The 24377-nt window shown below is 68.0% G+C and carries 20 protein-coding genes; 8 read left to right on the top strand and 12 right to left on the bottom strand.

Annotated features, from left to right (window positions below):
* Positions 1–71: 71 nt before the first annotated feature.
* Genes AC0ZJQ_RS06155 through AC0ZJQ_RS06125 form a run of 7 tightly spaced genes read right to left on the bottom strand, consistent with a single transcriptional unit; the run spans position 72 to position 13628 of the window.
* Positions 72–1517: an amino acid adenylation domain-containing protein gene (locus tag AC0ZJQ_RS06155; protein WP_476477503.1), complete on the bottom strand. Its 1446-nt coding sequence runs from the start codon at positions 1515–1517 to the stop codon at positions 72–74.
* On the bottom strand, positions 1504–6072 hold the full coding sequence (locus AC0ZJQ_RS06150; protein ID WP_476477502.1) for an amino acid adenylation domain-containing protein: 4569 nt from the start codon (positions 6070–6072) through the stop codon (positions 1504–1506). The genes AC0ZJQ_RS06155 and AC0ZJQ_RS06150 overlap by 14 nt, the downstream gene beginning before the upstream one ends.
* Before the next feature lie 10 nt (positions 6073–6082).
* Entirely contained in the window at positions 6083–6847 is a 765-nt protein-coding gene (dhbA, locus tag AC0ZJQ_RS06145; RefSeq protein WP_155552162.1) for a 2,3-dihydro-2,3-dihydroxybenzoate dehydrogenase, read from the bottom strand.
* Positions 6848–6851: 4 nt separating this feature from the next.
* Positions 6852–9953 carry an amino acid adenylation domain-containing protein gene (locus AC0ZJQ_RS06140; RefSeq protein ID WP_314019859.1) on the bottom strand — a complete coding sequence of 1034 codons (3102 nt, stop codon included), beginning with the start codon at positions 9951–9953 and terminating at the stop codon, positions 6852–6854.
* A complete protein-coding gene (locus tag AC0ZJQ_RS06135) occupies positions 9950–10822 on the bottom strand; it encodes an isochorismatase family protein (RefSeq protein WP_237264623.1) in 873 nt (290 codons plus the stop codon). The genes AC0ZJQ_RS06140 and AC0ZJQ_RS06135 overlap by 4 nt, the downstream gene beginning before the upstream one ends.
* 11 nt (positions 10823–10833) lie before the next feature.
* On the bottom strand, positions 10834–12459 hold the full coding sequence (locus AC0ZJQ_RS06130; RefSeq protein ID WP_237264624.1) for a (2,3-dihydroxybenzoyl)adenylate synthase: 1626 nt from the start codon (positions 12457–12459) through the stop codon (positions 10834–10836).
* A complete protein-coding gene (locus tag AC0ZJQ_RS06125; RefSeq protein ID WP_237264625.1) occupies positions 12456–13628 on the bottom strand; it encodes an isochorismate synthase in 1173 nt (390 codons plus the stop codon). The genes AC0ZJQ_RS06130 and AC0ZJQ_RS06125 overlap by 4 nt, the downstream gene beginning before the upstream one ends.
* A gap of 214 nt (positions 13629–13842) precedes the next feature.
* On the opposite strand from AC0ZJQ_RS06125, the gene AC0ZJQ_RS06120 reads away from it, so the two are divergent.
* The gene (locus tag AC0ZJQ_RS06120) at positions 13843–15396 is read left to right on the top strand and encodes a phosphate ABC transporter substrate-binding protein (RefSeq protein WP_155552156.1); all 1554 of its coding nucleotides are present in this window, start codon (positions 13843–13845) and stop codon (positions 15394–15396) included.
* Between the two features lie 2 nt (positions 15397–15398).
* Here the strand turns inward: AC0ZJQ_RS06120 and hda are convergent, their stop codons facing one another.
* From hda to AC0ZJQ_RS06105, 3 genes are read right to left on the bottom strand one after another with little or no spacing between them, the layout of a single operon-like run.
* Complete coding sequence (gene hda / locus AC0ZJQ_RS06115) at positions 15399–16103, bottom strand: DnaA regulatory inactivator Hda (protein ID WP_008568131.1); 705 nt, start codon at positions 16101–16103, stop codon at positions 15399–15401.
* A complete protein-coding gene (locus AC0ZJQ_RS06110; protein WP_178091740.1) occupies positions 16100–17197 on the bottom strand; it encodes an AI-2E family transporter in 1098 nt (365 codons plus the stop codon). The genes hda and AC0ZJQ_RS06110 overlap by 4 nt, the downstream gene beginning before the upstream one ends.
* Before the next feature lie 50 nt (positions 17198–17247).
* Positions 17248–18288, bottom strand: coding sequence for a DUF2066 domain-containing protein (locus AC0ZJQ_RS06105; protein WP_165595226.1), 1041 nt, complete (start codon positions 18286–18288; stop codon positions 17248–17250).
* A 312-nt stretch (positions 18289–18600) separates the two neighbouring features.
* On the opposite strand from AC0ZJQ_RS06105, the gene purM reads away from it, so the two are divergent.
* Genes purM through dapC form a run of 5 tightly spaced genes read left to right on the top strand, consistent with a single transcriptional unit; the run spans position 18601 to position 22969 of the window.
* Positions 18601–19659, top strand: coding sequence for a phosphoribosylformylglycinamidine cyclo-ligase (gene purM / locus AC0ZJQ_RS06100; RefSeq protein ID WP_165595227.1), 1059 nt, complete (start codon positions 18601–18603; stop codon positions 19657–19659).
* The gene (purN, locus tag AC0ZJQ_RS06095; RefSeq protein WP_476477501.1) at positions 19659–20300 is read left to right on the top strand and encodes a phosphoribosylglycinamide formyltransferase; all 642 of its coding nucleotides are present in this window, start codon (positions 19659–19661) and stop codon (positions 20298–20300) included. Before purM ends, purN begins: the two co-directional genes overlap by 1 nt.
* Positions 20301–20308: 8 nt before the next feature.
* Complete coding sequence (locus AC0ZJQ_RS06090; RefSeq protein WP_008568136.1) at positions 20309–21019, top strand: DUF3108 domain-containing protein; 711 nt, start codon at positions 20309–20311, stop codon at positions 21017–21019.
* A gap of 50 nt (positions 21020–21069) precedes the next feature.
* Positions 21070–21726, top strand: coding sequence for a COG3650 family protein (locus tag AC0ZJQ_RS06085; protein ID WP_165595229.1), 657 nt, complete (start codon positions 21070–21072; stop codon positions 21724–21726).
* Positions 21727–21772: 46 nt separating this feature from the next.
* The gene (gene dapC / locus AC0ZJQ_RS06080) at positions 21773–22969 is read left to right on the top strand and encodes a succinyldiaminopimelate transaminase (protein WP_314019851.1); all 1197 of its coding nucleotides are present in this window, start codon (positions 21773–21775) and stop codon (positions 22967–22969) included.
* Between the two features lie 35 nt (positions 22970–23004).
* On the opposite strand, the gene AC0ZJQ_RS06075 is transcribed toward dapC, so the two are convergent.
* Both AC0ZJQ_RS06075 and AC0ZJQ_RS06070 read right to left on the bottom strand, forming a co-directional pair.
* A complete protein-coding gene (locus AC0ZJQ_RS06075) occupies positions 23005–23163 on the bottom strand; it encodes a hypothetical protein (protein WP_008568139.1) in 159 nt (52 codons plus the stop codon).
* Positions 23164–23187: 24 nt separating this feature from the next.
* Entirely contained in the window at positions 23188–23424 is a 237-nt protein-coding gene (locus AC0ZJQ_RS06070) for a hypothetical protein (protein ID WP_008568140.1), read from the bottom strand.
* Positions 23425–23551: 127 nt separating this feature from the next.
* Between AC0ZJQ_RS06070 and AC0ZJQ_RS06065 the strand changes: the two genes are divergently transcribed.
* Entirely contained in the window at positions 23552–23881 is a 330-nt protein-coding gene (locus AC0ZJQ_RS06065) for a thioredoxin family protein (protein WP_008568141.1), read from the top strand.
* A gap of 119 nt (positions 23882–24000) precedes the next feature.
* Positions 24001–24372 (top strand): ArsC family reductase, encoded by a 372-nt coding sequence (locus AC0ZJQ_RS06060; RefSeq protein ID WP_167136397.1) that lies wholly within the window; start codon positions 24001–24003, stop codon positions 24370–24372.
* Positions 24373–24377: the final 5 nt, after the last annotated feature.

Below are 24377 nucleotides of genomic sequence, written 5' to 3'. Positions count from 1 at the left end.
TTCTCGGCGAGCAACCAGATACGGAGCGTAGCGAAGTGACAGTCGCAGGATGGCCCGCAGCGCCACCTTCCTCACACCACCTCCAGCAACCGCTTGCGATCAATCTTCCCGCTGGCCGTTTTCGGCAAACACTCCAGCAGCACAATCCGCCCCGGCACCATGTAGTGCGGCAGACTGCGCTGCAGCTCGCGACGGATCGCCACCCGGCTCAGCGCCCCGGCCTCGCACAGCTCCACATAACCCACCAGACAGGCCTCATCGCCCTCGCCATGCAGTCGCACCGCGGCGTCCTGCACGCCGGCCAGCCGACGCAGACTGGCCTCGATCTCGCCCAGCTCGATACGAAAACCGCGCAGCTTGATCTGGTCGTCACGCCGTCCGCAGTACAGGTAGGCATCCTCGCCGACGCGTCGCGCCCGGTCGCCGGTGCGATACAGCCGCCTGCCGTGCCAGTTGATGAAGGCCTGCGCGGTGAGGTCGTCTCGCTGCCAGTAGCCATCGGCCAGCGACGGCCCCTCGATGCACAGCTCACCCTCGCCGCCCAGCGCGACCGCCTCACCGTGCTCGTCCAGCAGCCAGTGATGGTAGCCGTCCAGCGACTGGCGCAGCAGTACGCCGGCCTCTTCGAGCGGCAGTTCGATACGCGCCATCAGCGACCACACCGTGGCCTCGGTCGGTCCGTAGCAGTTCCACAATTCGCCCACGCAGCTGCCCAGACGGGTCGCCAGCGTGGCATCCAGCGCCTCGCCGCCGCACAGCGCCCGCAGTCCGGGCCGTCCTTGCCAGCCGGCCTTGAGCAGCATGCGCCAGAACGCCGGGGTGGCCTGCAGGGTGTTGAGATCGCTGCGCCGCTCGAGCACCTGCAGCAGCTCGACCGGGTCCTTGTGGGTCGGCGCGCAGATCACCTCGACATAGCCGCCGCTCCACAGCGGACCGAGCATCTCCAGCAGCGAGATATCGAACGCCGGGGTGGTGGTGAACAGCCAGCGCGTCGCCGGGCCGATGCCGAGCCGCGTGGTCGCCGCGGCGAGGAAGTTGGCCAGCGCGGCGCGGTTGATCACCACACCCTTGGGTCGGCCGGTGGAGCCGGAGGTGAACATCATGTAGGCCGGCAGGCGCTCGTCCTGCTCGGGCCATTCCAGCTCGCCGGCCAGTCCGGGACGCAGCTGCCAAGTCGGCTGCGCGAACGCCACCGGCCGGTCCTGCAGCACCAGGCTCAGCTGCGCATCGCTGGCAATGCCCTGCAGGCGTTCGTGCGGGAATTCCGGTTCCAGCGGCACGAAGCACAACCCTTCGCGCAGGCAGGCCAGCACGCTGGCGACCAGATCCGGCGAGCGTTGCAGGTGGATGCCGACCCGCTCACCCGCCCGCAGGCCGCACTGGCGCAGCTGCATGGCGATGGCCGCGACCCGCGCCTGCAGCTCGGCGTAGCTGAAGCTGTCGCCCAGACAGCCCAGCGCCGGGCGCACCGCGTGGCACTGGAACTGTTCGGTGAAATGCCGCTCAAGCGCATGCATGGCTGTCCTCCGTGTGCTCGGCCAGCGCCAGCAGATTGTCCTGCAGCAGAGTCAGCAGCTGATAGTTCAGCTCGGCGCGCAGATTGCCGATCTGCCGCAGGGTCAGGCGGCCGTCGAACACGCCGCCGTGCAGGCTGATCAGCTCCGCCGAGGGGTTGTCCGCCGCGCTCGGCCGGCCTGGAGCAATGGGCAGCGCCTGCCAGGCATCCGTGCCGCTCTGGTAAACGCCGAGGTAGTTGAGCGCCACCGCCGGCAACGGCAGCTGCGGCCGAAAGTCAGGATTGGCGCGCAGCGGCAGGTAGCCGACGCCCTTGTCCGGCACGCGCCGCAGCTGTTCGGCGGCGTGGCGCAGCAGCTGCGGCCAGTCCGCCTGATCGTGCAGCGCCAGCGGGAACATGCTGGTGAACCAGCCGACCGTGCGGCTGACATCCAGCACCGGGTCGATGGCTTCGCGGCCGTGACCTTCGAGCATGATCCACTGCCGCTCGCCCAGCCCGAGCCCGTGCAGCGCGCGGGTCAGTACAGCCAGCAGCAGCTCGCGCATGTCCACCGCGAAGTGCCGGGCGGTCTGCTGCAGCTGGCGCGTCAGTGCCTCGCTCAGTTCCAGCTTCTGTTCACGCGGCGCGCCGCTACCCGCCCAGCCCGCCGGCGGTGCCTCGGGCATGCCGGCCAGCTCGCCACGCCAGTACGGCAGCTGCGCCTCGGCGCGCCGCGCATAGGCGGCCAGACCCTCGCCCCACTGACGGTAGCTGCTGGTCTTGGCCGGCAGCGCCTCGCCGCGCGCGAGCCGGCGCAGGTCATCGACCAGGATGCGCCAGGACACCGCATCGATGGCCAGATGATGCACGGCGATGAACAACCCGCGCGCGTCGCCGGCCAGGTTGTCGATCAGCGCCCAGGCCAGGTGACGCCCCTGCGCCGGCTGCATACGCGCCTGCAGCTCGGTCAGCGCCTGCTGCAGGCCGTCCTCGCCGAGCGTTGCCGCATCCAGCCGCGCCGGTTCGCTCAACGGCAGATGCGCCAGATAGCGCTGGCCGCGCGCATCCACCGCCAGGCGCAGCGCGTCGTGATGACCCAGCAGCTGGCGCATGAAGTCCATCAACTGCGCCACCTCGATGTTGGCCGGCAGGCGCAGCACCACGCCCTGATTCCAGTGTTGCGGGCTGGCGAACGGCTGTTCGAAGAACCACTGCTGGATCGGTTGCAGGGCGAATGCCTCTCCCTCCAGCACGCCCTGCTCGGCGCGGATCGCCACGTGTTCGCGCGGCTGGCCGAGCACGCGACACAGGCGCCGCACAGTGCGCGCCTCGAATACTTCCCTGACCGTGCAGGCATGCCCGGCATCGCGCAGGCGGGTGGTCAGCTGGATGCTCAGGATCGAATCGCCGCCGAGGGCGAAGAAGTCGCTCTCGACCCCCAGCGGCTGCTCAAGTACGCCCTGCCAGATCGCCAGCACCGCCGCTTCCAGCTCGTCCGCCGGCGGCACCAGCACGGCGCTGTCGGCCAGTTCCACCGGCGGCAGACGTCGCAGGTCGAGCTTGCCGTTGGCGGTCAGCGGCATGCGCTCGAGCAGGATCAACCTCACCGGCAGCATGTATTCCGGCAGGCGTCGCGCCACGTCCTGCAGGATGGCGTCGGCGTCCGGCATGGCTTCACCCGCTTTGACCGAGGCGTAGGCCACCAGCGCCTGACGCTGGCCCTGGCGGGCGACGATGACCTTGATCTGTTGCAGCGCCGGGCAGCTGATGCCCAGCTGCGCCTCGATCTCGCCGGGTTCGATGCGATAGCCGCGCAGCTTGATCTGCTCGTCGATGCGGCCGAGGTACTGGTAGTCGCCGTTGGCCAGCAGGCGTGCGCGGTCGCCGGTGTGATACAGCCGCACCGTCACGCCGGCGATCTCATGCTCGCGGAACACCGCGGCGGTGCGCTCCGACTGGTTCAGGTAGCCGCGCGCCAGGCCCAGTCCGGCCAGGCACAGTTCGCCCGGTACGCCGACCGGGCAGAGCCGGCCGTGCGCGTCGAGTACCAGTGCCTGCATGCCGTCGATGGGCCGGCCGATGCTCGGCGTCGTGCCGGGTTCGATACGCTTGGTCAGCGCGGTGACGGTGGCCTCGGTCGGGCCGTACATGTCGATCAGGCGGAACTGCCGACCCCAGCGCTCGGCCAGCGCCGCCGGGCAGGCCTCGCCGCCGAAGCCCACCGCCTTCATCGCCGGCAGCGGCCGCGCCGGCAGCGTCGCCAGCAGCGCGGTGGCGAAGATCATGTGGGTAGTGCGCGTGCGCTCGATCTCGTCCAGCAGGCCCTCGCCGGGGTCGGCCCAGAGCAGGCAGGCGCCGTGGGTCAGCGGCAGCAGCGCGCACATGTTGCCGGCGTCGAACGACAGCGACATGCAGTCGAGCATGCGGTCGCCCGGGCCGATGGCCAGACGGCGGCCATGATCCAGCAGCAGGTTGGCCAGCGCGCCGTGCTCGACCATCACGCCCTTGGGCAGGCCGGTGGAACCGGAGGTGTAGATCACCTGCGCCAGCTGCTGCGGCTCGTCGCTGCGCGGCGGCGCCGCAGGCGACTGGGCATCCAGCTGCGCGCCCAGCTCGGGGTCGTTCAGATCGGCCCAGCGCAGCTCGCCCAGCGCGAACGGCGCGGCGCCGGCACCGAGCAGCAGGTCGAGCCCGGCATCACTGACGATATGGGCGATGCGCTCGGCCGGGTAATCCGGGTCCAGCGGCACGTAGGCGCAGCCGGCCTTCCACACCGCAAGCGCGGCGACCGCGAAGGCGTTCTCGCGCCGCGCCAGCAGGCCAACCAGCGCCCCCGGCCGGCAGCCCTCGGTTTGCAGCCAGTGCGCCAGCCGATTGGCCCGCGCATCCAGCTCGGCGTAGCTGATGTGGCCTGCGCCTTCATGCAGCGCCGCGGCCTGCGGCTGGTGGCGCGCCCAGTCCTCGAACAGCGACAGCGGCGTCAGCCCGTGCGGGTAGCCCGCCGGCAGCGCCGCCAACCGCTCGCCGGTGGCGCGCAGCAGTTCGTCATCGAGCAGTGGCAGTTGCCAGATGTCCTGCTCGGGGTCGGCGACCACCGCCTGCAACAGCCGCAGCAGGCGGCTGGCGTAACCTTCGACGGTGCTGCGCTCGAACAGCGCGGTGGCGTACAGCCAGTCGATGCGCACCGCATCCATCAGCTCAGTGACCTTCACCGAGATATCGGTCTTGGCCGGCAGCGCCGGCGAGGTTTCCTCCACCGCGGCGCACCCCGGGATCAGGTCGTTGAAATCGACCCGCGCCTGATACACCAGCATGATCTGGAAGATCGGGTTTATCGCCGTATGCCGCTCCATGCCCAGCGCCTCGCCGAGCGCCTCGAAGCGGTACAGCTGATGGTCGAAGGCCTCCAGATCGTCCTGCCGGCACTGGCGCAGGTAGTCGCTGAACGATTGCTGCTCGGGCAGCTGCGTGCGCAGCACCAGGGTGTTGACGAAGAAGCCCACCAGCGCCTCGATGTCCGGGCGTTCGCGGTAGGCCAACGGGGTGCCGACGACGATATCGCGCTCGCCGCTGTGACGCGCCAGCAGCAGCGCGAACAGCGCGTGCAGGCCGATGAACGGCGAAGCGCTGTGGCGCTGGCAGAGCTGCTTGAAGCGCGCCCACAAGCCGTTGTCGATGGTCGAGAACACCAGCGCGCCGCCGCTGGTCTGCTGCGCCGGGCGCGGCCGGTCGAGCGGCAGGCTGTGCACCTCGGGAATGCCGGCCAGGCGCTCGACCCAGAACGGCCTGTACTCGGCGTGGTAGTCGCGAAACAGCGGCGAGTTGAACCAGTGCGCGTAGTCGATGAACGTCAGCGGCGGCTCGCCCCAGTCCAGCGGCTGGCGATTCTGGTAGGCGAGGAAGGCGGTCTTGAGGTCGGCGAACATGTTCTTCACTGACCAGCCATCGGAAATGATGTGGTGCTGGTTGATCAGCAGCACGTGCTCGCGCGCGCCCAGGCGCAGCAGGTGCACGCGGGTCAGCGCGCCGCTGGCGAGATCGAACGGCCGCTCGATTTCCTCGCGCACCCGTGTGGCTACTCGCGCCTCGCGGGCTGATGCCTCCAGCCCGGTGAAGTCTTCATGGATCAGGGTGAAGCCGCGGTGGGCGAGAATCTGCTGCTCGCCCTTGCCCTCGGCGTTGCGCAAAAAACGCGTGCGCAGGCTGGCGTGGCGCCGCACCAGGGCGTCGAAGGCGAATTCCAGCGCCGCCACGTCCAGCTCGCCGCTGAGGCGGAAGAACACCGGCATGTTGTACAGGTGCGAATGCTCCTGGTACTGCTCGATGAACCACAGCCCGCTCTGCGACGAGGACAGCGGGCCGATCTCGGCGTGACGTGGCTCGATGGGCGCCTCGAACGCCTGCCGCGCGCGCAGGCAGCGGACGATGGCGTCGCGATTGGCGCGAATCAGCTGACCCAGCTCGGGCGTCAGCGCCTCCTGGCTCGACTGCGAAACCAGCTGGCCCTGGGCGTTGAGGGCCAGGTGTACGCCCTGCCCGGCGAGCTGCCGGAGCAGGCCGATGATGTTGTCGTGCATCTGCTACCTCTCAGGCTGCCAGGGTGGCACCGCCGTCGACGACGATGTCCTGCAGGGTGATGTGGCTGGCCAGGTCCGAGGCGAGGAACAGCACCGTATTGGCCACCTCCTCGGGCGTGGCAATCTTCTGCAGCGGGATGCCGAGCTTGAACTGCTCGGGCAGGCCGGCGATGGTCCGCGCGCGGCCGCTATCGTCGGCCCACATGCCGCGCTGCATGGCGGTATCGGTGGAACCCGGCGACACCAGGTTGCAGCGCACGCCGCAGCTCGCCAGCTCCAGCCCGGCGGTGCGGATCAGGCTGGTCAGCGCTGCCTTGGAAGCGGCATAGGCCGCCATCTGCATGCGCGGCACCCGGGTCGCATTGCTGCTCACCGCCACCACCGCGCCACGGCCTTGCGCGCGGAAGCGCGGCAGCAGCTCGCGCAGCAGGTAGAACGGCCCGGAGACGTTGACCCGCAGCGAGTCGTCCCAGTCGGCCAGGCTCAGCTCTTCGATCGCGCCGAGGCGCAGGATGCCGGCGACGCTGGCGAACACGTCGATGCCCTGCCCCGGCACCAGCAGCTCGGCGCAGACTTGACGCACGGCGCCAGCATCGCCCACATCGAGCACATGGGTGCGATAGCCGTAGTCGCACTCCGGGAACGCTCGGTCCAGCCCCACCACCTCACCGCCGAGCCGGGCAAAGCCCTCGGCCACCGCGCGGCCGATGCCCTGGCCAGCGCCGGTGACCCAGATGCGCCGCCCGAGAAAATCCATCTGCTGTGTCATCTGCATGTCCTCACCAGACCAGTTCCACCTGCGCTTCCCCCTGCCGCAGCCGGCTGTCGAGGAAGCGGCAGAAATCCGCCAGACAGGGGTTGTCGAACACATCCGAGACCTTCACCGCGGTGCCGAACTGGGCGGCCAGGCGGTTGACGATCTGGATGGTCTGCAACGACTGGCCACCGAGTTCGAAGAAGTTGTCCTGCGCCTGGATGCCGCCGACGCCGAGGATCTGCTGCCAGATGGCGCTGACCCGCTGCTGGGTCGCATCGTCCAGCGCCTGCGTCGTCGCACCCTGCAGGTACTCGGCCTGCAGACGCTTGCGGTCGAGCTTGTTGCTGCCGGTGCGCGGCAGCACGCGGTAGTGGCGGTAGTCGGTCGGCACCATCGCCGCCGGTAATACCTGGCCCAGCTCGCGGCGAATCGCCCGCAGGTCGTCACACGGGCCAGCGACGAAGGCCACCAGCCGGCGCAGGCCGCCGCCCAGCTCGAGGCCGAGCACGCAGGCCTCGTCGACGCCGTCCAGCGCCAGCAGGCGCGCCTCCACCTCGCCGGGCTGGATGCGGTAGCCGCTGATCTTGAATTCGTTGTCCAGCCGGCCGAGGTAGACCAGCTGACCGTCGACGCGGCGCACGCGGTCGCCGGTGCGATAGACGGTCTCCTCGTGCGCACCGATGCGCAGACGGGCGAAGGCCGCGGACGCGCTGTTGATATAGCCGCTGGCCAGCTGCGGGCCGCACAGCACCAGCTCACCCTCGGCGGCTGGACGGTCGCCGCGTTCGAGCACCAGCGCCTGCACCGTCGCCAGCGGCAGCCCGATGGGCAGGCGTTCGGCGCTGGCGTCGGCGCTCTGCAGATCGCAGCTGCTGGCGACCACCGTGGCCTCGGTCGGTCCATAGGTGTTGATCAGCCGCAGTTGCGGCCCGGCTACCCGTTGCCAGGCTGCCAGCTGTTCGGGAAATACCGCCTCGCCGCCGATGATCACCGTCTTCAACCCTGCTGGAATCCGCGCCTGGCCGCTGCGCAGCGCCACCACCCATTCGTTCCAGAACGCCGTCGGCAGGTCGACGATGCTGATCGCCTGCGCCTCGATGCCGTCGACGAAGGTATCGATCGACTGCAGCAGCGCATCGGTACGCAGCACCAGGGTCGCGCCGGCGCTCAGGCTGACGAAGACTTCCTCGATGCTCGCATCGAAGTTGAACGGCGCGAACTGCAGCATGCGGTCGTCCGCCGTCACGCCATACCGCAGGCGCGCCGCCGCGCTGAAGTGATCCAGCGCGCGATGGCTGATCTCCACGCCCTTCGGCGTGCCGGTGGAGCCGGAGGTGAACATCAGGTAGGCGGCCGCCTCGCCGCTGCGCGGCGCATGGCGGCGCTCATGGCTGGCGAGCTGGCCGACCAGCTGGATCGGTCCGGCGTAGCTGTCGGCCAGGCGATGCCGATAGGCCGCTTCGGTGATCACCAGCGCCAGTTCTGCGCTGGCGCAGATCAGTGTCTGCCGTTCGGCCGGCTGTTCGGCGTCCAGCGGCACGTAGACGGCGCCGGCCAGCAGCACGCCGAGCTGGGCGAGGATCGCCTCGGGCGAGCGCGCGAGCATGACGCCGACCCGCTCGCCGGGTTGCACGCCCTGCTCCGCCAGCGCCGCGGCGATCTCCTCGGCGCGCGCCAGTAGCGCGGCGTAGTTCAGCCTGCGCTCGCCCTGGCAGAGGGCGATGCGCTCCGGCTGGCGCTCGGCGTGAGCGCGGATCGCCGCCAGCACGCTGGTCACCTCGCCGAGCTGCGCCTGTTCCGTGGCCGGCGCGCTGAGGCGCTGGCGAAATCGGTAGTCGGCCATCCAGGCATCGAGGACCAGGTCGCGCGGCAGCTCGGGTGCCGCCAGCCAGCGGCGCAGCAGTTCGAACAGTTCTTCCTGCAACGCGCGCAGATGCTCGGCGCTGTAGCACGCCGGGTTGGCGTCGTAGTCCAGTTGAGGGATGCCATCGGCACCGACCTGCACCTCCAAGGTCAGGTCTTCCACCGGGCCGGCGCTGAGGTTGAGCGTGCGCGCCGCCAGCTCGCCGTAGGCCAGCGGGCGGTCGAACGGCATGATGTTGATCAGCGGGCCGAACAACCGCTGCTCGCCACCGACGCGGCCAAGGTCGCGGCGCAACGCTTCATAGCGGTAATGCTGATGCCTGCGGCTGGCGCGGCGCAGCTTGCCGATGGCCTTCGCAGAGGCGATCAGGCTGGCGTCGCCATCGGCCTGCAGGCACAGCGGCGCGATGTTCATCTGCATGCACGGCACGTTGAACGAAGCCGAGCCGATGCGATTCATCACCATCAGGCCGAACACCTGGGCATCGCTGCCGCTGACCTGGCGCAGCTGCGCGCTGAGCGCGGCCAGCAGCAGATCGGCCCAGCCGATGCCGTGGGCGTCGGCGGTGGCGCTCAGCAGCTGCCACAGCGGCGCCGGAAAGCGCGCGCCGTGCCGCACGAAGGTCGCCGAGATCGGCGCGCTACGCTCGCTGAAGCTGAGCGGCGCCGGCAGCCGCGAGAAGGTCTCCAGCCAGTAGCCGCGCGCCGCGGCAGTCTTGTTTTGCGCATCGCGCTCGGTGTCTTCGGCGAGCACATCGGCATAACGGCCGAAGCCGCAAGCCGGTGCCGGTTCGCCGCGCACAGCGGCGCCGTAGAGCTCGGCGATGCGCTGGTACAGCAAGTTGGTGCCATAGCCATCGAGGGCGATGTGGTGCACGCAGCTGTAGAGAAAATCCTGCCCCGCCGCGCGCAGCAGGACGAAGCGGCAGGCCAGCTCGCGCTCAAGGTCGAACGGCTGACGGATGTCGGCCATCGCCCAGTCGCGCACCCAGGCCTCGGCATCGGCGAACGCCGGTACCTCCAGCTGCGCCACCGTCAGCGGCAGCTCGCAGGGGTCGAAGCACACCGTTTCGCCGTCGGTCACATAGCGCCCGCTGAGTGCCTCGCACTCGCCCACCGCCTGCTGCACCGCGCCGATCAGCAGCGGCGCCTGCACCTTGCCGGCGAAGGCGATGCATTCGGCGGTGTTGAACATGGCGCGGTCTTCGTTGAGCAGGTAGCCGTACCACAGGCCCTGCTGCGCATTGCCCAGCGGCCTCATGCGGCACCTCCGTGCTGCTGGATCTGCGCCCACCAGCCATTGAGCGTCGGCGTCTTCGCCAGATCGGTGAAGCTCAATTCCAACCCCTGCTCGCGCCACTCGCTGAGCAGCGACATCACCTGGATCGAATCCAGGCCGTAGTCGAGCAGGTTCTCGTCCGGATCGAATGGCTCGTCGATCTCATCGAGCATCGCCAGCAGGCGCGCCTGCAGCGCGTCGCGGGTCAGCGCCAGGCGCGGCGCCCGGCCCAGTTCCAGTACCTCGCGGCATTCAATGACCCGCCCGCAGCGCGTGGCGACGTAGTTCAGCGCCATCTGGTGGTCGGCCTGAGTGAAGTCGGCGATGCCATCGGCCAGCAGGAACGGCTGGATGTCGCGCATGAACGCGTCGCAGGCAGTCATCAGGCAGCCGATGTGACCGTAGATGCCACCGATGATCAGCTGATCACGGCCCAGCTCGCGCAACAGGTGTTCCAGCGGCGAACGCTGGAAGGCGCTGTAACGCCATTTGACCAGCACCGTGTCGTCCGCCGCCGGCGCCAGGCCGGCGACGATGCCCTGGCGCGCCGGGTACTGGGTGATGCCCGGCCCCCACATGTCATTGAGCAGCGCCCGCTCGCCGTCGGCCTGCTGCCCCGGTTGCGCGGTGTAGACCACCGGGATGCCGAGCGCCTTGCAGCGCGCGCGCACGGCGGCCAGGCGCTCGACCAGCGCGGCGACGAAGGGACTGTCCTCGCCCCAGAAGTCGCAGAAGTAGTCCTGCATGTCATGGATCAGCAGCACCGCGCGCGCCGGCTCGACCGGCCACTGGACCTTGTTCACCGCCCATTCGCTGGGCAGTCGGTAGGGCGTGAGAGAGGGAATAGCCATGTGCGAAGTCCTTATTCGGTGACGGTCAGTTGTTCGGCGAGACGGCGGCGCAGACGGGTCTTGTCCACCTTGCCCACCGCCGTCATGGGCAGCGCCGCAACCCGCTCGATGCGGTCCGGCAGCTTGTAGTCGGCCAGCCCGAGGCCGCGCAGGTACTTGCGCAGGGCGACGCCCTTGAGCGTCGGGTCGCGGCTGACGATGAAGGCACAGCTCTTCTCGCCCATCGCCTCGTCGGGCATGGAAACCAGCGCCGCATGGGTGACGGCCGGATGCGCCATCAGCAGGTTTTCCACTTCTTCCGCGGCGATCTTTTCGCCGCCGCGGTTGATCTGGTCCTTGATGCGTCCGACCACCACCAGGTAGCCGTCCGCGCGCAGCTGCACCAGATCGCCGGAGCGGTAGAAACCCTCGGCATCGAAGGCCTGGGCGTTGTGTTCGGGGCTCTGGAAATAGCCGCGGATGGTGTAGGGCCCGCGGGTCAGCAGCGCGCCGACCTGCCCCGGCGCCACCGAACGCCCGTCGCGGTCGACCACCTTGACCTCGTCGTCCGGGCTCATCGGCCGGCCCTGGGTCAGGTAGACGTGCTCGTCGTCATCGTCCAGGCGGGTGTAGTTGACCAGCCCCTCGGCCATGCCGAAGACCTGCTGCAGACGACAGCCGAGCACCGTCGGGATGCGCCGCGCCAGTGCTTCCGGCAGCCGCGCGCCGCCGACCTGCAGTAGCCGCAGCGAGGCCAGCTCGGCCTCATGTCCCGGCGCCGCCTGCAGCCACAGCGACAGCGCCGGCGGCACCAGCGCGGCGACGTTGATCCGCTGCGCGGCGATCAGCGCAAAACAGCTGGCCGGGCCGGGATCGGCCGCCAGCACCACGCGGCCACCGGCGACGAACACGCCCAGCGCGCCGGGTGAGCTGAGCGGAAAGTTGTGCGCGGCCGGCAGTGCGCAGAGGTAACGCGTGTCACGGTCGAAACCGCACAGTTCCACGCTGCGCCGCACGCTGTAGTAGTAGTCGTCGTGGGTACGGGGGATCATCTTCGGCGTGCCGGTGCTGCCGCCGGAGAGCTGGAAGAACGCCACCTCGTCCGCCGGCGTCGGCGCAAACTCGCGCGCGGCGGCCACCGGTTGCAGCCAGGCCGCCAGGCTGCGCGCTGCCTGACCGTCGGCATGCAGCAAGGCGGTGTCGATGCCGGCCAGCTGCTGCAGTTCGGCGAGAAACAGGTCGTCGTTCTGGAACAGCGGATGCAAACGGCTGGCGATCAGCAGGCGCGGACGGATCTGCTCGGCATAGGCGCGCAGCTCCAGCCGACTATGGCTGAACAGCGCGTTGACTGGCGCAATGCCAGCCTTGAGCAGCGCGAAGAAGACGATGTACAGCTCGGCCTGGTTGCCCAGCTGCACCAGCGCCCGGTCGCCCTGACCGAGGCCGTGATTGGCCAGCCGCTGGGCCAGGTTGGTGGACAATGCATCCAGTTCGGCGTAGCTCAGCTCGCGCTCGCCGCAGACCACGGCAATGGCCTCCGGCTGCGTTTCGACCTGAACCGCGAGCATGTGGCTGAGCGGCTTGCCCAGCCAGTAACCGGCCTGGCGGTAGCGCTCGGCGAATGCGTCCGGCCAGCGGGTGAACGGAATCAGGCTCACACGGCCTCCTTGTCGAGACCGAAGGCGGCAAGCATGGTGCCGAGCTTGGTGCCAGTCTCGCGCCATTCCGCCTCCGGGCAGGACGCGCTGACCAGACCGGCGCCGGCGAACAGGCGCACGCGAGTCTGCTGGATGATTCCGCAACGGATCACCACCGCCCATTCGCCATTGCCGGCGGCATCGCACCAGCCGACGATGCCGCCGAACACGCCACGGTCGAATGGCTCCAGCTCGGCGATCACCTGTTTGGCGGCAGCGGTGGGAAAACCGCACAGCGCCGGCGTCGGGTGCAGCCGGCAGGCCAACTGCAAAGCCGATAACTCCTCGTTCAGCTCGCCGTCGATCGGCGTGGACAGATGCCAAAGTTTGGCGGTCTTGAGCAGCGTCGGCGCCGACGGGATGTTCAGCTTGCGGCACAGCGGTCGCAGCTGGCGATCGAGATCGTCGATGACCAGTCGATGCTCGTGCTGATCCTTGGCCGAATCGAGCAGCGCGTGGGCGGCATCCGCGTCGGTCCGCGGGTCGGGCGAACGCTTGGCCGAGCCCGCCAGCGGGTTGGTGCTGAACGCACGCCCGTGCTTGCGCAGCAGCAGCTCCGGACTGGCGCCGATCAGCACACCCTCGCCGGGCAGATCGACCGCAAAGTGGTAGGCCTCGGGGTTCTGCTGGCGCAGACCCTGGAAGATCGTCTGCGCGCAGGGCGGTTCGTCGAATTCGAGTTGCAGCAGACGCGACAGCACGGCCTTGTCGATGCGGCCTTCACGCAGCAGATCCAGTGCCTGATTGACCGCATCGCAGAAGCCAGCGCGCCCCGGCTGCTCGATGCAGCTGCGCGCGGCGCCGCAGGGCAATCCGCAGATCGCGGTGGGCGGCGCGCTGGGTGGCAGGAACGCCAGATGCCGCGGCACGAAGAGTCGTGATGGCTGCGCCTTGTCGAAGGGAATCACCCCGACTACCGCGGGATTGCTCAGCCCGGCCCGACGCGCATCGTCGAATGCCTGCTGCAGGCTGCGCTCGAGCGCCTGTCCATCGTCGCCGCAGGGCAGGGTGAGCGAAGCGAAACAGCCGCTCGCCTCGACTCCGCCAGTCGGCGAATAAAACCGGAAACCAGGGTCAAAGATACGGCTCTGGCGGGCGCCAGAGAGTACTGCCTGAGCCCATGCGTTCACCGCGACCTCCTTAGCCATTCTTAATCGGAATTATTATCATTTGCATAGAAGGCGACGAATCTAGCCACGCCGATCAGGTGCGTCAAATTATTTCGAGGGAATTTTTTGAATCGGCATGCATGCCAAAATGCCAGCACAAAGCGCGCGATCGAGCGCGAACTTCGGCAATCAACCGGCATCGAAACGGCGACATTCGATCGCTAAAGGAGTCGAAATGCGCGACAGATGGAGCCCCAACGCAATCCTGTGCAATGCCCTGCCAGGGACTGACGTGCGCCCCTCCGGCCGGCCGTGGCACCTGCGCGCCGGCGCGTTCGCGCTACTCGCCACGGTCGCCGCGCTGCCCGCCTGGGCGACGAACGGCACCTCGCTGGCCGAGCGTGACGCGCACAACAAACGCCTGAGCGAACAGTTGCAGCTGGCACCGAACGGGCAATCGGCGGCACCGACCGCGCGCTACAACCACATCATCACCTTCGGCCAGTCGCTCGCCTCGGCGGCCGAAGGCTGGCCGGCGCTGTCGACCGAGGCGCGCTACGACAATCTGATGCTCGGCCAGGCGGTGCGCTCGGCGACCTTCAGCGGCGCGTCCTTCGAACCCGTCGGCCAGACAGCCTTCAGCCCGCTGCGCGCGGTGGTGCAGCGCAAGAGCGATGCGCGGATCATTCTCGAACCGGCGCAGGTCGCCCAGCTCGAAGAACACGCCCAGGAGGAAGGTGAATCGGTGGATATCGGTGCGCTGAACATGGCGCGACGCCTGTATCTGCAAAAGCGCGGCAGCGACGCCGATCCGCAGCACCTGTTCCTTGCCAGCAACGCGGCAACCTCCGGGCGCTCCATCGCCCAGCTGTCGAAGACCGGCGGCACCCACGAATACCGCCGCGTGCCGCAAGCCATGGACCAGGCGAAGGCGCTCGCCGACGCGGAGAACGCCAGCTATGCCGTCAGCGCATTCTTCTGGATGCAGGGCGAGTTCGACTATTCCCACACCAACGGCGGGGTGAACGACAAAACGCGCTACAAGCAGCTGGCACGCCAGTTGCGCGACGACCTCTATGACGACACCCGCGCCATCACCGGGCAGTCACGAATGCCCGCGTTCATCAGCTATCAGACTGACGCCAAATCCTCGGTGAAGGACGGCTCGCTCGCGGTCGGCATGGCGCAATGGGAACTGGCCCAGGGGGAGCCCAACTGGTTTCTCGCCGGCCCGGTGTACCCGTACGTCGACAAGGGCGTGCACCTGTCGGCCAACGGCTATCGCTGGTTCGGCCAGATGCTCGGCAAGGTCTACCACCGGGTCGTCGTCGAGGGGCGCAAATGGCAGCCGCTGGCGCCGCGCCAGGCCACCGTCGCGGGGCGCGAGATTCTGCTAGATTTCCACGTTCCCGAGCCGCCGCTGCAGTTCGCCGAACCCTACCTCGGCCACGTCGCGCGGCCGGTGAAGAACAAGGGCTTCATGGTCTATGACGACAAAGGCGAAGTGCCGCTGACTGCGGTAGAGATCGCCGCCGACACCATCGTTCGCCTGCGCGCCGGGCGCGAACTGGCCGGACAGCCGCGCATCACCTACGCGAGTTTCCAGGTCGGCGGTGCCGGCCAGCTGCGCGACAGCGATGCCACGCAGGCCGATGCCAGCTACGAATACCTACCGGACCAGGGCATGCCCGCCGAGGCGAACATCCCGGCGTTGGACGGCAAGCCCTACCCGCTGCAGAACTGGAGCATCGCCTTCGAGCTACTGGCAAGCCCCGTTCAGGCGCCGTAGCGCTACCAGCCGAGGGTTTCTTTAAGGAAGGGAATGGTCAGCTTGCGCTGCGCCTGCAGCGACGCCTGGTCGAGGCGATCGAGCAGCTCGAACAGCGCGCTCATGCTGCGCGCGCCGCGGGTGAGGATGAAGCGGCCGACGTCATCCGGCAGATTCAGTCCGCGACGCGAGGCACGCAGCTGCAGCGCGCGCAGCTTGTCTTCGTCGGACAGCTGCTGCAGCTGGAACACCAGCGCCAGGCTCAGCCGCGATTTGAGGTCAGGCAACTGCACCGCCAGCTCACGCGGTGAGGCATCGGCGGCCAGCAGCAGGCGTCGGCCGCTGTCGCGCAGGCGATTGAACAGGTGGAACAACGCCTCCTCCCACACCGCATTGCCGGCGATCGCGTCGAGATCGTCGAGACAGACCAGTTCGCACTGCTCGAGGTTGTCGAGCAACGCCGGGCCATACTCGGCGACCTCGGCCAGCGGCAGATAGACGGCCTGCTCGCCACGCTCCTCGACACGCAGGCAGGCCGCCTGCAGCAGATGGCTGCGACCAACGCCGATACTGCCCCACAGATAGATCAGTTCGTCCGACCAGCCCGCTGCCGGCGAGCAGAGCCGCTCGACATAGCCGAGCGCCGCGGCGTTGGCGCCCGGATAGAAGTTGGCGAAGGTGGCATCGTCGCGCAGACGCACGCCGAGGGGCAGCTGGATGGGTTTCATGGCTCGGATGGTGGTTCGGCCGCGACGGCGGCAGGCTTTGCGTAAAGGTCCGAGAGTTTATAGAGATCATGCACATGGCGCAGCAGAACCATGATCACCGCCGCTACCGGCAGCGCCAGCAGCACGCCGGTGAAACCGAACAGCTGGCCACCGGCAAGCACCGCGAAGATCACCGCCACCGGGTGCAGTCCGATGCGATCCCCCACCAGCATCGGCGTCAGCAGCATGCCCTCGAGCAGCTGGCCGACCGTGAAGACGGCCGCGATGCCCAGCAGCGGATAAGGCTCCAGGCCGAACTGGAACAGCACGGCGATCACCGCTGCGGCGAAGCCGACGACGAAGCCCATGTACGGCACGATGCTGGCGAGACCGGCAAGCACGCCGATCAGCAAACCAAGCTCCAGGCCGACCAGCATCAGACCGCTGGCGTAGATCACCGCCAGCGCGAGCATCACCAGCAGTTGGCCGCGCAGGAACGCGCCGATCACTTCGTGGCATTCACCGATCAGCGTCATCACCACGTCCTCGCGGCGACGCGGCAGCAGGCTGCGCAGCTTGGCCATGATCAGGTCCCAGTCGCGCAGCAGATAGAAGCTCACCACCGGCACCAGCAGCAGGTTGCCGACCCATGCCAGCAACGCCAGGCTCGATGCCGTTGCCTGGCTGAGGATCACCCCGACGAGGTCGGTCGTGCTGCCCAGATGCCCGGACAGCGCCGCCTTCAGCTGGTCGAGTCGCCAGAAATCTTCCTCCAGGCCCAGCTGCTGTTGCAGCCAGGGCAGCGCCTGCTGCTGCAGCCAGTCCAGCGCCAGCGGCGCAAGTTGATAGAGATGCATCAGCTGCTTGCCGAGCATCGGCAGCAGTACCAGCAGGAGCAGCAACAGCAGCAGGCTGAACAGCGTGAACACGGCGATCACCGCCCAGGTGCGCGACAGTTTGCAGCGCTCCAGACGGTCGACCAGCGGATCGCCCAGGTAGGCCAGCAGGATGCCCACCAGGAACGGCGAGAGAATCGGCGTCAGCAGGTAGACCAACCAGCCGCACAGCAGCAGTCCGGCCAGCCACAGCCAGTGGTTGGAATCTTTCATGTTCATTGCGCGGCGCCTTGCGGTCAGGAGACTTGGATAGAGGGTTGTAGTAGCGCCTACCAGCGGTAGCGCAGCACCGTGTCGGGCGCAGGTTGCGCCGCCGGCGGTTGCTCCGGCGCTACCGGCGCCGCACTGGCATCAAGCGGTGCCGGCTCGGCCGGAACCTCTTGCAGATGCGCCAACTCCAGCTGGGCGCGCAACTGCTCGGGGCTGGCGGTCACGCGATAGACCAGACGGTCGCGTTCGACACTCAGCAGCGTGCCGCCGAGCGGCTGCAGCAGTTTGTCCAGCTCGGCGAAGCGGGTGATGTCTGCGCCGAGCACTTCCAGCGTCAGCTCCTTGGCTGCGCCCGGCGCAACGACATAGCGCGGCGCCAGGTATTGGCTCACCGCGAGCATCACTGCGTCGGCGACCGCCGCTTGGCTATCGCCCTTGGCCTGGCCGCTGCCGTGGGCATCGTTCAGCCAAAGGTTCCAGCGCGCCTGCCAGCCTTCCTCAGCCTCACGCGCATGCACCGTCAGCAACGCATCGGCGGCATAGCGTTCGGACGGTTCGCGCAGCGCCTGGGCGTCCGCGGCGGCGAGCGTTTCGGGCGTTGCCGCGAGCTGTTCCTGCAGATCGGCCAGCGGCAGACGCAACGGTAGGCCGCGATGCCGAGCCGCGGCCTGCAGCGTGGTCGCACCGTCCTGCGCATCGCCCAGCAGCTGGGTGCCATTGGCCGTCTCGCTCAACCACCACGCCAGCACCACCGGCCGATTGGCACCCCACAAGGCCAGGCCGGCCTCGCGCAGGGTGCGCTCGGTGGTGGCCGGATCGAACTCGACGACAATGCTGTCGCCCTCGTAGCCGTAACGGCTGATCAGCTTCTGCGGGGCCTTACGCAGTTCGGCCAGCGCCGATTTGCCGGCGCTGTCGGCATCGCCGGTCAGGCGCAGCAACAGCGTATCGAAGGCTCGCTGCAGCGCCTCGCCGCGCGCGTCGGCCTGCTGGCTGGGCACCGGCTCGCGCACCTGATAGAGCGTGCGCAGCGGTTCGGCGAACAGCGGCGACGCCGCGAGCGCGAGGCAGACGACGAGGAAACGGGAAACTAGGCGCATGGAGGGTTCTCGCGAGAGCGGCTGATCGCCGGCGGGGAACGGGAGCGCATACCTTAAACAGCCGCCGGATACCCGGCAACCGACACACGCCCGGCCTGTCGGCTGGGTCACCGCCGTGCCCGGTCGTAGCTGCCCACGCCCAGCGCCCCGGACGGGATGGTCGCTGCGTGGCAAGCCTGATAAAATCGCGCGCTTTCCGCAGACCGACTCCGACGCCCCACCGCGGGCCGGAAATCCTGCGCCAGCCGAAGGCATGCTTCCGCTGGCCGTCGCACGGTCGAAACCCGCACTCCTCTCACAGGCCCGGACTCTATGAGCAAGCAACCCTCCATTAGCTACAAGGACGCTGGCGTCGATATCGATGCAGGCGAAGCGCTGGTCGAACGCATCAAGGGCGTGGCCAAGCGCACCGCGCGCCCTGAAGTGATGGGCGGCCTGGGTGGCTTCGGCGCCCTTTGCGAGATTCCGGCCGGCTACAAGCAGCCTGTGCTGGTCTCCGGCACCGATGGCGTCGGCACCAAGCTGCGTCTGGCGCTGAACCTGAACAAGCACGACAGCATCGGCCAGGACCTGGTCGCCATGTGCGTCAATGACCTCGTCGTCTGCGGCGCCGAGCCGCTGTTCTTCCTCGACTACTACGCCACCGGCAAGCTCAACGTCGATGTGGCCGCCACCGTAGTCACCGGCATCGGCGCCGGCTGCGAACTGGCTGGTTGCTCGCTGGTCGGCGGCGAAACCGCCGAAATGCCCGGCATGTACGAGGGCGAGGACTACGACCTGGCCGGCTTCTGCGTCGGCGTGGTGGAGAAGAGCGAGATCATCGACGGCTCCAAGGTCGCCACTGGCGACGCGCTGATCGCCCTGCCCTCTTCCGGTCCGCACTCCAACGGTTACTCGCTGATTCGCAAGATCATCGAAGTCGCCGGCGCCGATATCGAGAACGTGCAGCTCGACGGCAAGCCGCTGGCCGATCTGCTGATGGCGCCGACGCGCATCTACGTCAAGCCGCTGCTGAAACTCATCAAGGAAACCGGCGCGGTGAAGGCCATGGCCCACATCACCGGCGGCGGCCTGCTCGACAACATCCCACGCGTATTGCCCGAAGGCGCTCAGGCGGTGATCGACGTGGCCAGCTGGAACCGCCCGGCGGTGTTCGACTGGCTGCAAGAAAAGGGCAACGTCGACGAGCACGAGATGCACCGCGTGCTGAACTGCGGCGTCGGCATGGTCATCTGCGTCGCTCAGGACCAAGTCGACGTGGCGCTGGCCAACCTGCGCGCCAGCGGTGAGCAACCGTGGGTGATCGGCCGGATCGCCGAGGCCGCCGAAGGCGCGGCGCAGGTCCAGCTGAACAACCTGAAAGCTCACTGATGCCCTGCAACGTCGTCGTCCTGATCTCCGGGTCCGGCAGCAACCTGCAGGCGCTGATCGACAGCCAGAGCGACAGCAACCCGGCACGCATCGGCGCGGTGATTTCCAACCGTGCCGATGCCTACGGACTGCAACGCGCCCAGGCCGCCGGCATTCTCACGCAGGTGCTGTCGCACCGTGAGTTCGCCGACCGCGAGGCTTTCGATGCGGCACTGATGGCCGCCATCGACGCGTTCCAGCCCGATCTGGTCGTGCTCGCCGGATTCATGCGCATCCTCACGCCCGGCTTCGTCCGCCATTATCAGGGACGTCTGCTGAACATCCACCCGTCGCTGTTGCCCCGCCACAAGGGGCTGGATACGCACAACCGCGCCGTGGCTGCCGGTGATGCCGAACACGGCTGCAGCGTGCACTTCGTCACCGAAGAGCTGGACGGCGGGCCGGTGGCGATCCAGGCGGCGATCCCGATCCGCCCGGATGAAAGCGTCGCGCAACTGACCGACCGCGTGCATGTCGAAGAACATCGCATCTACCCGCTCGCCGTTCGCTGGTTCGCCGAAGGGCGCTTGCGCCTCGGCGAGCAGGGCGCGATGCTGGACGGCGAAAAACTGCCGGTCTCCGGCCATCTGATACGAACCTAGGAGAGATTATGCGTCGCGCCTTGCTGCTCGCTCTCGCCGTGCTGGCCCTGCCGGCCCACGCGCTGGAGCTCAAGCCCTTCTCCGCCAGCTACACCGCCGACTGGACGCAGGTACCGGTCAGCGGCACCGCCGAACGCAGCCTGGCGAAAACGCAGGATGGCCGCTGGCAGCTCGATTTCGAGGCTTCGATGCTGGTTGCCAGCTTCAGCGAGCGCAGCACGTTTCGCGTCGAGGGTGACACCTTCCTGCCGGACAGCTATCGCCTCGAACGCGGCGGCCTGGGCAAGGGCAAGAAGATCAAGCACGACTTCGACTGGCAGGCCAAGCAGGTGGTCGGCAGCGACCGCGGCGATCCGGTCAAGCTGACGCTGCACCGCGGCCTGCTGGACAAGTCGACCTATCAGGTCGCTCTGCAGCAGGAAGTGGCGGAAGGCAAGCAGAGCATGAGTTATCAGGTGGTCGACGGCGACGAGATCGAAACCTACGACTTCCGCGTGCTCGGTGAGGAAAAGGTCGACACTCAGGCCGGCCAGGTCGACGCGATCAAGGTCGAGCGCGTGCGCGATCCGACGCAGAGCAAGCGCGAGACCATCCTCTGGTTCGCCAAGGACTGGAACTATCTGCTGGTGCGCCTGCATCAGGTGGAAAAGGATGGCAAGCAGTACCAGATCATGCTGCAGGAAGGCAGCGTCGACGGCCGCGCCGTCAAAGGCAACTGATCACTCGCGGCGCCGCTCTGCGGTGCCGCCCTCTCCCTGTCGAGTACCCCATGACCGCCGCTCGCGCCCTGTTGCTCGTCCTGCTGCCGCTGTTCGCTGGCTGCCAGTCGCTGTTTCACACCGAGGCGTCCGCGCCGGCCGGTGATCGTCTGCAGGGCATGCTGACGCGCCAGGGCGATGTCTGGCAGCTGCAGCCGTGCAGCCAGCTGCCGGCGCTGCGGTTACGCGACACCAAGGATGGCGAGCTGCTCGAGCAGGCCAGTGAGCTGATGGCGGACGGACAGGCGCAACTGTTCGCCGATGTACGCGGAGCGCTCGATCTGCAGCAAGCCACGCTGGCGGTGCATCGACTCTACCGCCTGCAGGGCGAGGGGCCCGGCTGCAACGATATGAATTTCCCACGCCTGATCCTGCGCGCCAGCGGCAACGAACCCGGCTGGAGCCTGATGATCACTGGCGACGGCTTGCTGCTCGAACGCCCGGACGAACCCGCGCTTGCCCTGCCCTATCTGGAAGAGCAGCTGCCCGAGGGCCAGCTGGCCTTCACCAGCGAAGCCAACCGGCAAAGGCTGCAGCTGTGGGTCACGCCAAAGCGCTGCCAGGACAGCGCCAGCGGCGCCTTCACGCACCTGAGCGCGCAGCTGCGCCTGGATGACGGCAAAGTCCTGCGCGGTTGCGCCTACTACGGCGGCGCCCGCAACGATTGAACCCAATGAGGCGCAGCGCGCCCCGCGACTGACAAGAACCAGAACCATGAACGACGCACTGTCCCTGCTGCAGCCCTACCCCTTCGAGAAACTGCGTGCCCTGCTCGCCGGCGTCGTGCCGCCAGCAGACAAGCGCCCGATCGCACTGTCGATCGGCGAGCCCAAGCATCGTTCGCCGGACTTCGTCGCCCAGGCGCTGAGGGACAACCTCGACCAGCTGGCGGTCTACCCGACCACCCTGGGCATCCCGGCGCTGCGCGAAGCAATTGCCGGCTGGTGCGAGCGGCGCTTCGGCCTGGCCGCGGGCGCGGTCGATCCGGCCCGTCAGGTGCTGCCGGTCAACGGCACGCGCGAAGCGCTGTTCGCCTTCACCCAGGCCATGGTCAGCCGCGCTGCCGACGGTCTGGTGATCAGCCCCAACCCGTTCTATCAGATCTACGAGGGCGCGGCGCTGCTGGCCGGTGCCACGCCGCACTATCTGCCGTGCCTGGCCGAGAACGGCTTCAATCCGGATTTCGATGCGGTGCCGAGCGAAGTCTGGCAACGCTGCCAGATCCTCTTCCTCTGCTCGCCGGGCAATCCCACCGGGGCACTGGTACCGCTGCCGACGCTGCAGAAACTCATCGCCCTGGCCGACGAGCACGACTTCGTGATCGCCGCCGACGAGTGCTACAGCGAACTCTACTTCGACGAGGCCAATCCGCCGGCCGGCCTGCTGAGCGCCTGCGCCGCCCTCGGTCGCCACGACTACAAGCGCTGCGTGGTGTTCCACAGCCTGTCCAAGCGCTCCAACCTGCCGGGGCTGCGCTCGGGTTTCGTCGCCGGCGATGCCGACATTCTCAAGGCCTTCCTGCTCTATCGCACCTACCACGGCTGCGCGATGCCGGTGCAGACCCAGCTGGCCAGCGTGGCAGCCTGGAACGACGAGATTCACGTGCGCGCCAACCGTGAGCTGTACCGGGCGAAGTTCGACGCCGCGCTGCAGATTCTCGCGCCGGTGCTCGACGTGCAGCGTCCCGATGGCGGCTTCTACCTGTGGGCGAAGACGCCAGGCGACGATCAGGCATTTACCCGCGAGCTGTTCGCCGAAGAGCACGTCACCGTGGTGCCGGGTTCCTACCTGTCGCGCGAGATCGACGGGCTCAACCCCGGCGCCGGTCGAGTGCGCATGGCGCTGGTGGCCCCGCTGGCCGAATGCAGCGAGGCCGCACAGCGCATCCGCGACTTCCTCGAACGTCGCTGAACCGGCCGCAGGGCCGCTGCAACCGCCCGCTGCGCTCAGTAGACGCCGGGCGGTATGGCGTCCTTGCCGTAGTTGCGCAGCTTCTTCAGATTTTCCGGCTTCATGTGTTCCGGCAGATCGGCCTCGCGCCGTTCCTCGTCCGGCTCCGTCCGCCCGGGCCGTTCCGGTTCGTGCTGCCTGTTCTGTTCGCTCATGTCAGCCTCCTCACCTCGGTGGAGCTACCCTTCCCAGATCGGTTCGCCATCGGCATCGATTTCGCGCAACTTGTTCAGCGCCGCCTCGGCGACGCTCTGCGCCTCGGATTGCAGATCGAACCGGCGCCCGTCCGCTACTTTGACTATATGCACGTGCTCGTCGCTGCCCCGCCGCTGTACGGCGATGATCGCCTGATAGCCATCCTCCAGCGGGATGGCCGAAGACAGCGCCTCGAAATGTTCGAAATGTCTGCGTGCCATGAAGTGCCCCGTCGTTGCGATTGTCACCAATGGACAACAAGACGCTGGTAAAAGATCGCCGACCCGGCCCGAACGCGCCCGTCGTGCCACGCTCTGAATACAACCATAGCCCTGCCGGAGAAGACCGATGACCATGACCGAAGAATATGCCGCGAGCGAACCCAGCCGCGCGGCGGTCGATGCCCTCGACGGGCTGACATTGCTGGAGTTCGGCGCGCCCTGGTGCGGTCATTGCCGTGCCGCCCAGCAGCCGCTGGCGCAGGTGCTGGCCGAGCGTCCGGCGCTGCGCCACCTGAAGATCGAGGATGGCCCCGGCCGTCCGCTCGGGCGCTCGTTTCGCGTCAAGCTATGGCCGACGCTGATCCTGCTGCGCCAGGGCGTCGAGATAGCCCGCGCGGTTCGCCCGACCACCGCCGATGCGATCGAGCAGATCCTCGGCGATGCCGGCCAGGCCTGAGCCGCGCGACATCTCCGGTCACAGCCGCGACGGCGCTCCGCGGCCGGCGCGCACCGACACATGACAGCCGGGCATGGCATAATCCGCCACCGGTTTTGCAGGAGTTTGGAGAGGCATCCATGCCCAATGACAACCAGGGAATTTGCCTGTACGGCATCAAGGCCTGCGACACGATGAAGAAGGCGCGCGCCTGGCTCGACGAGCAGCACGTGGACTATGCCTTCCATGACTACAAGAGTGCCGGCATCGACCGCGCTCACCTGCAGGCCTGGTGCGAGGAACATGGCTGGCAGACGGTGCTGAACCGCGCCGGCACGACCTTCCGCAAGCTGGATGACGCACAGAAAACCGATCTCGACCAGGACAAGGCCATCGAACTGATGCTGGCCCAGCCGTCGATGATCAAACGCCCGGTGCTCGACCTGGGCAGCCGGACCCTGATCGGCTTCAAGCCCGATCTCTACGCCGCCGCATTGGCGAACACGAACTGACAGCG

Source organism: Stutzerimonas sp. 21-1, assembly GCF_056336065.1.
This window is presented reverse-complemented; position numbering and strand designations above follow the sequence as displayed.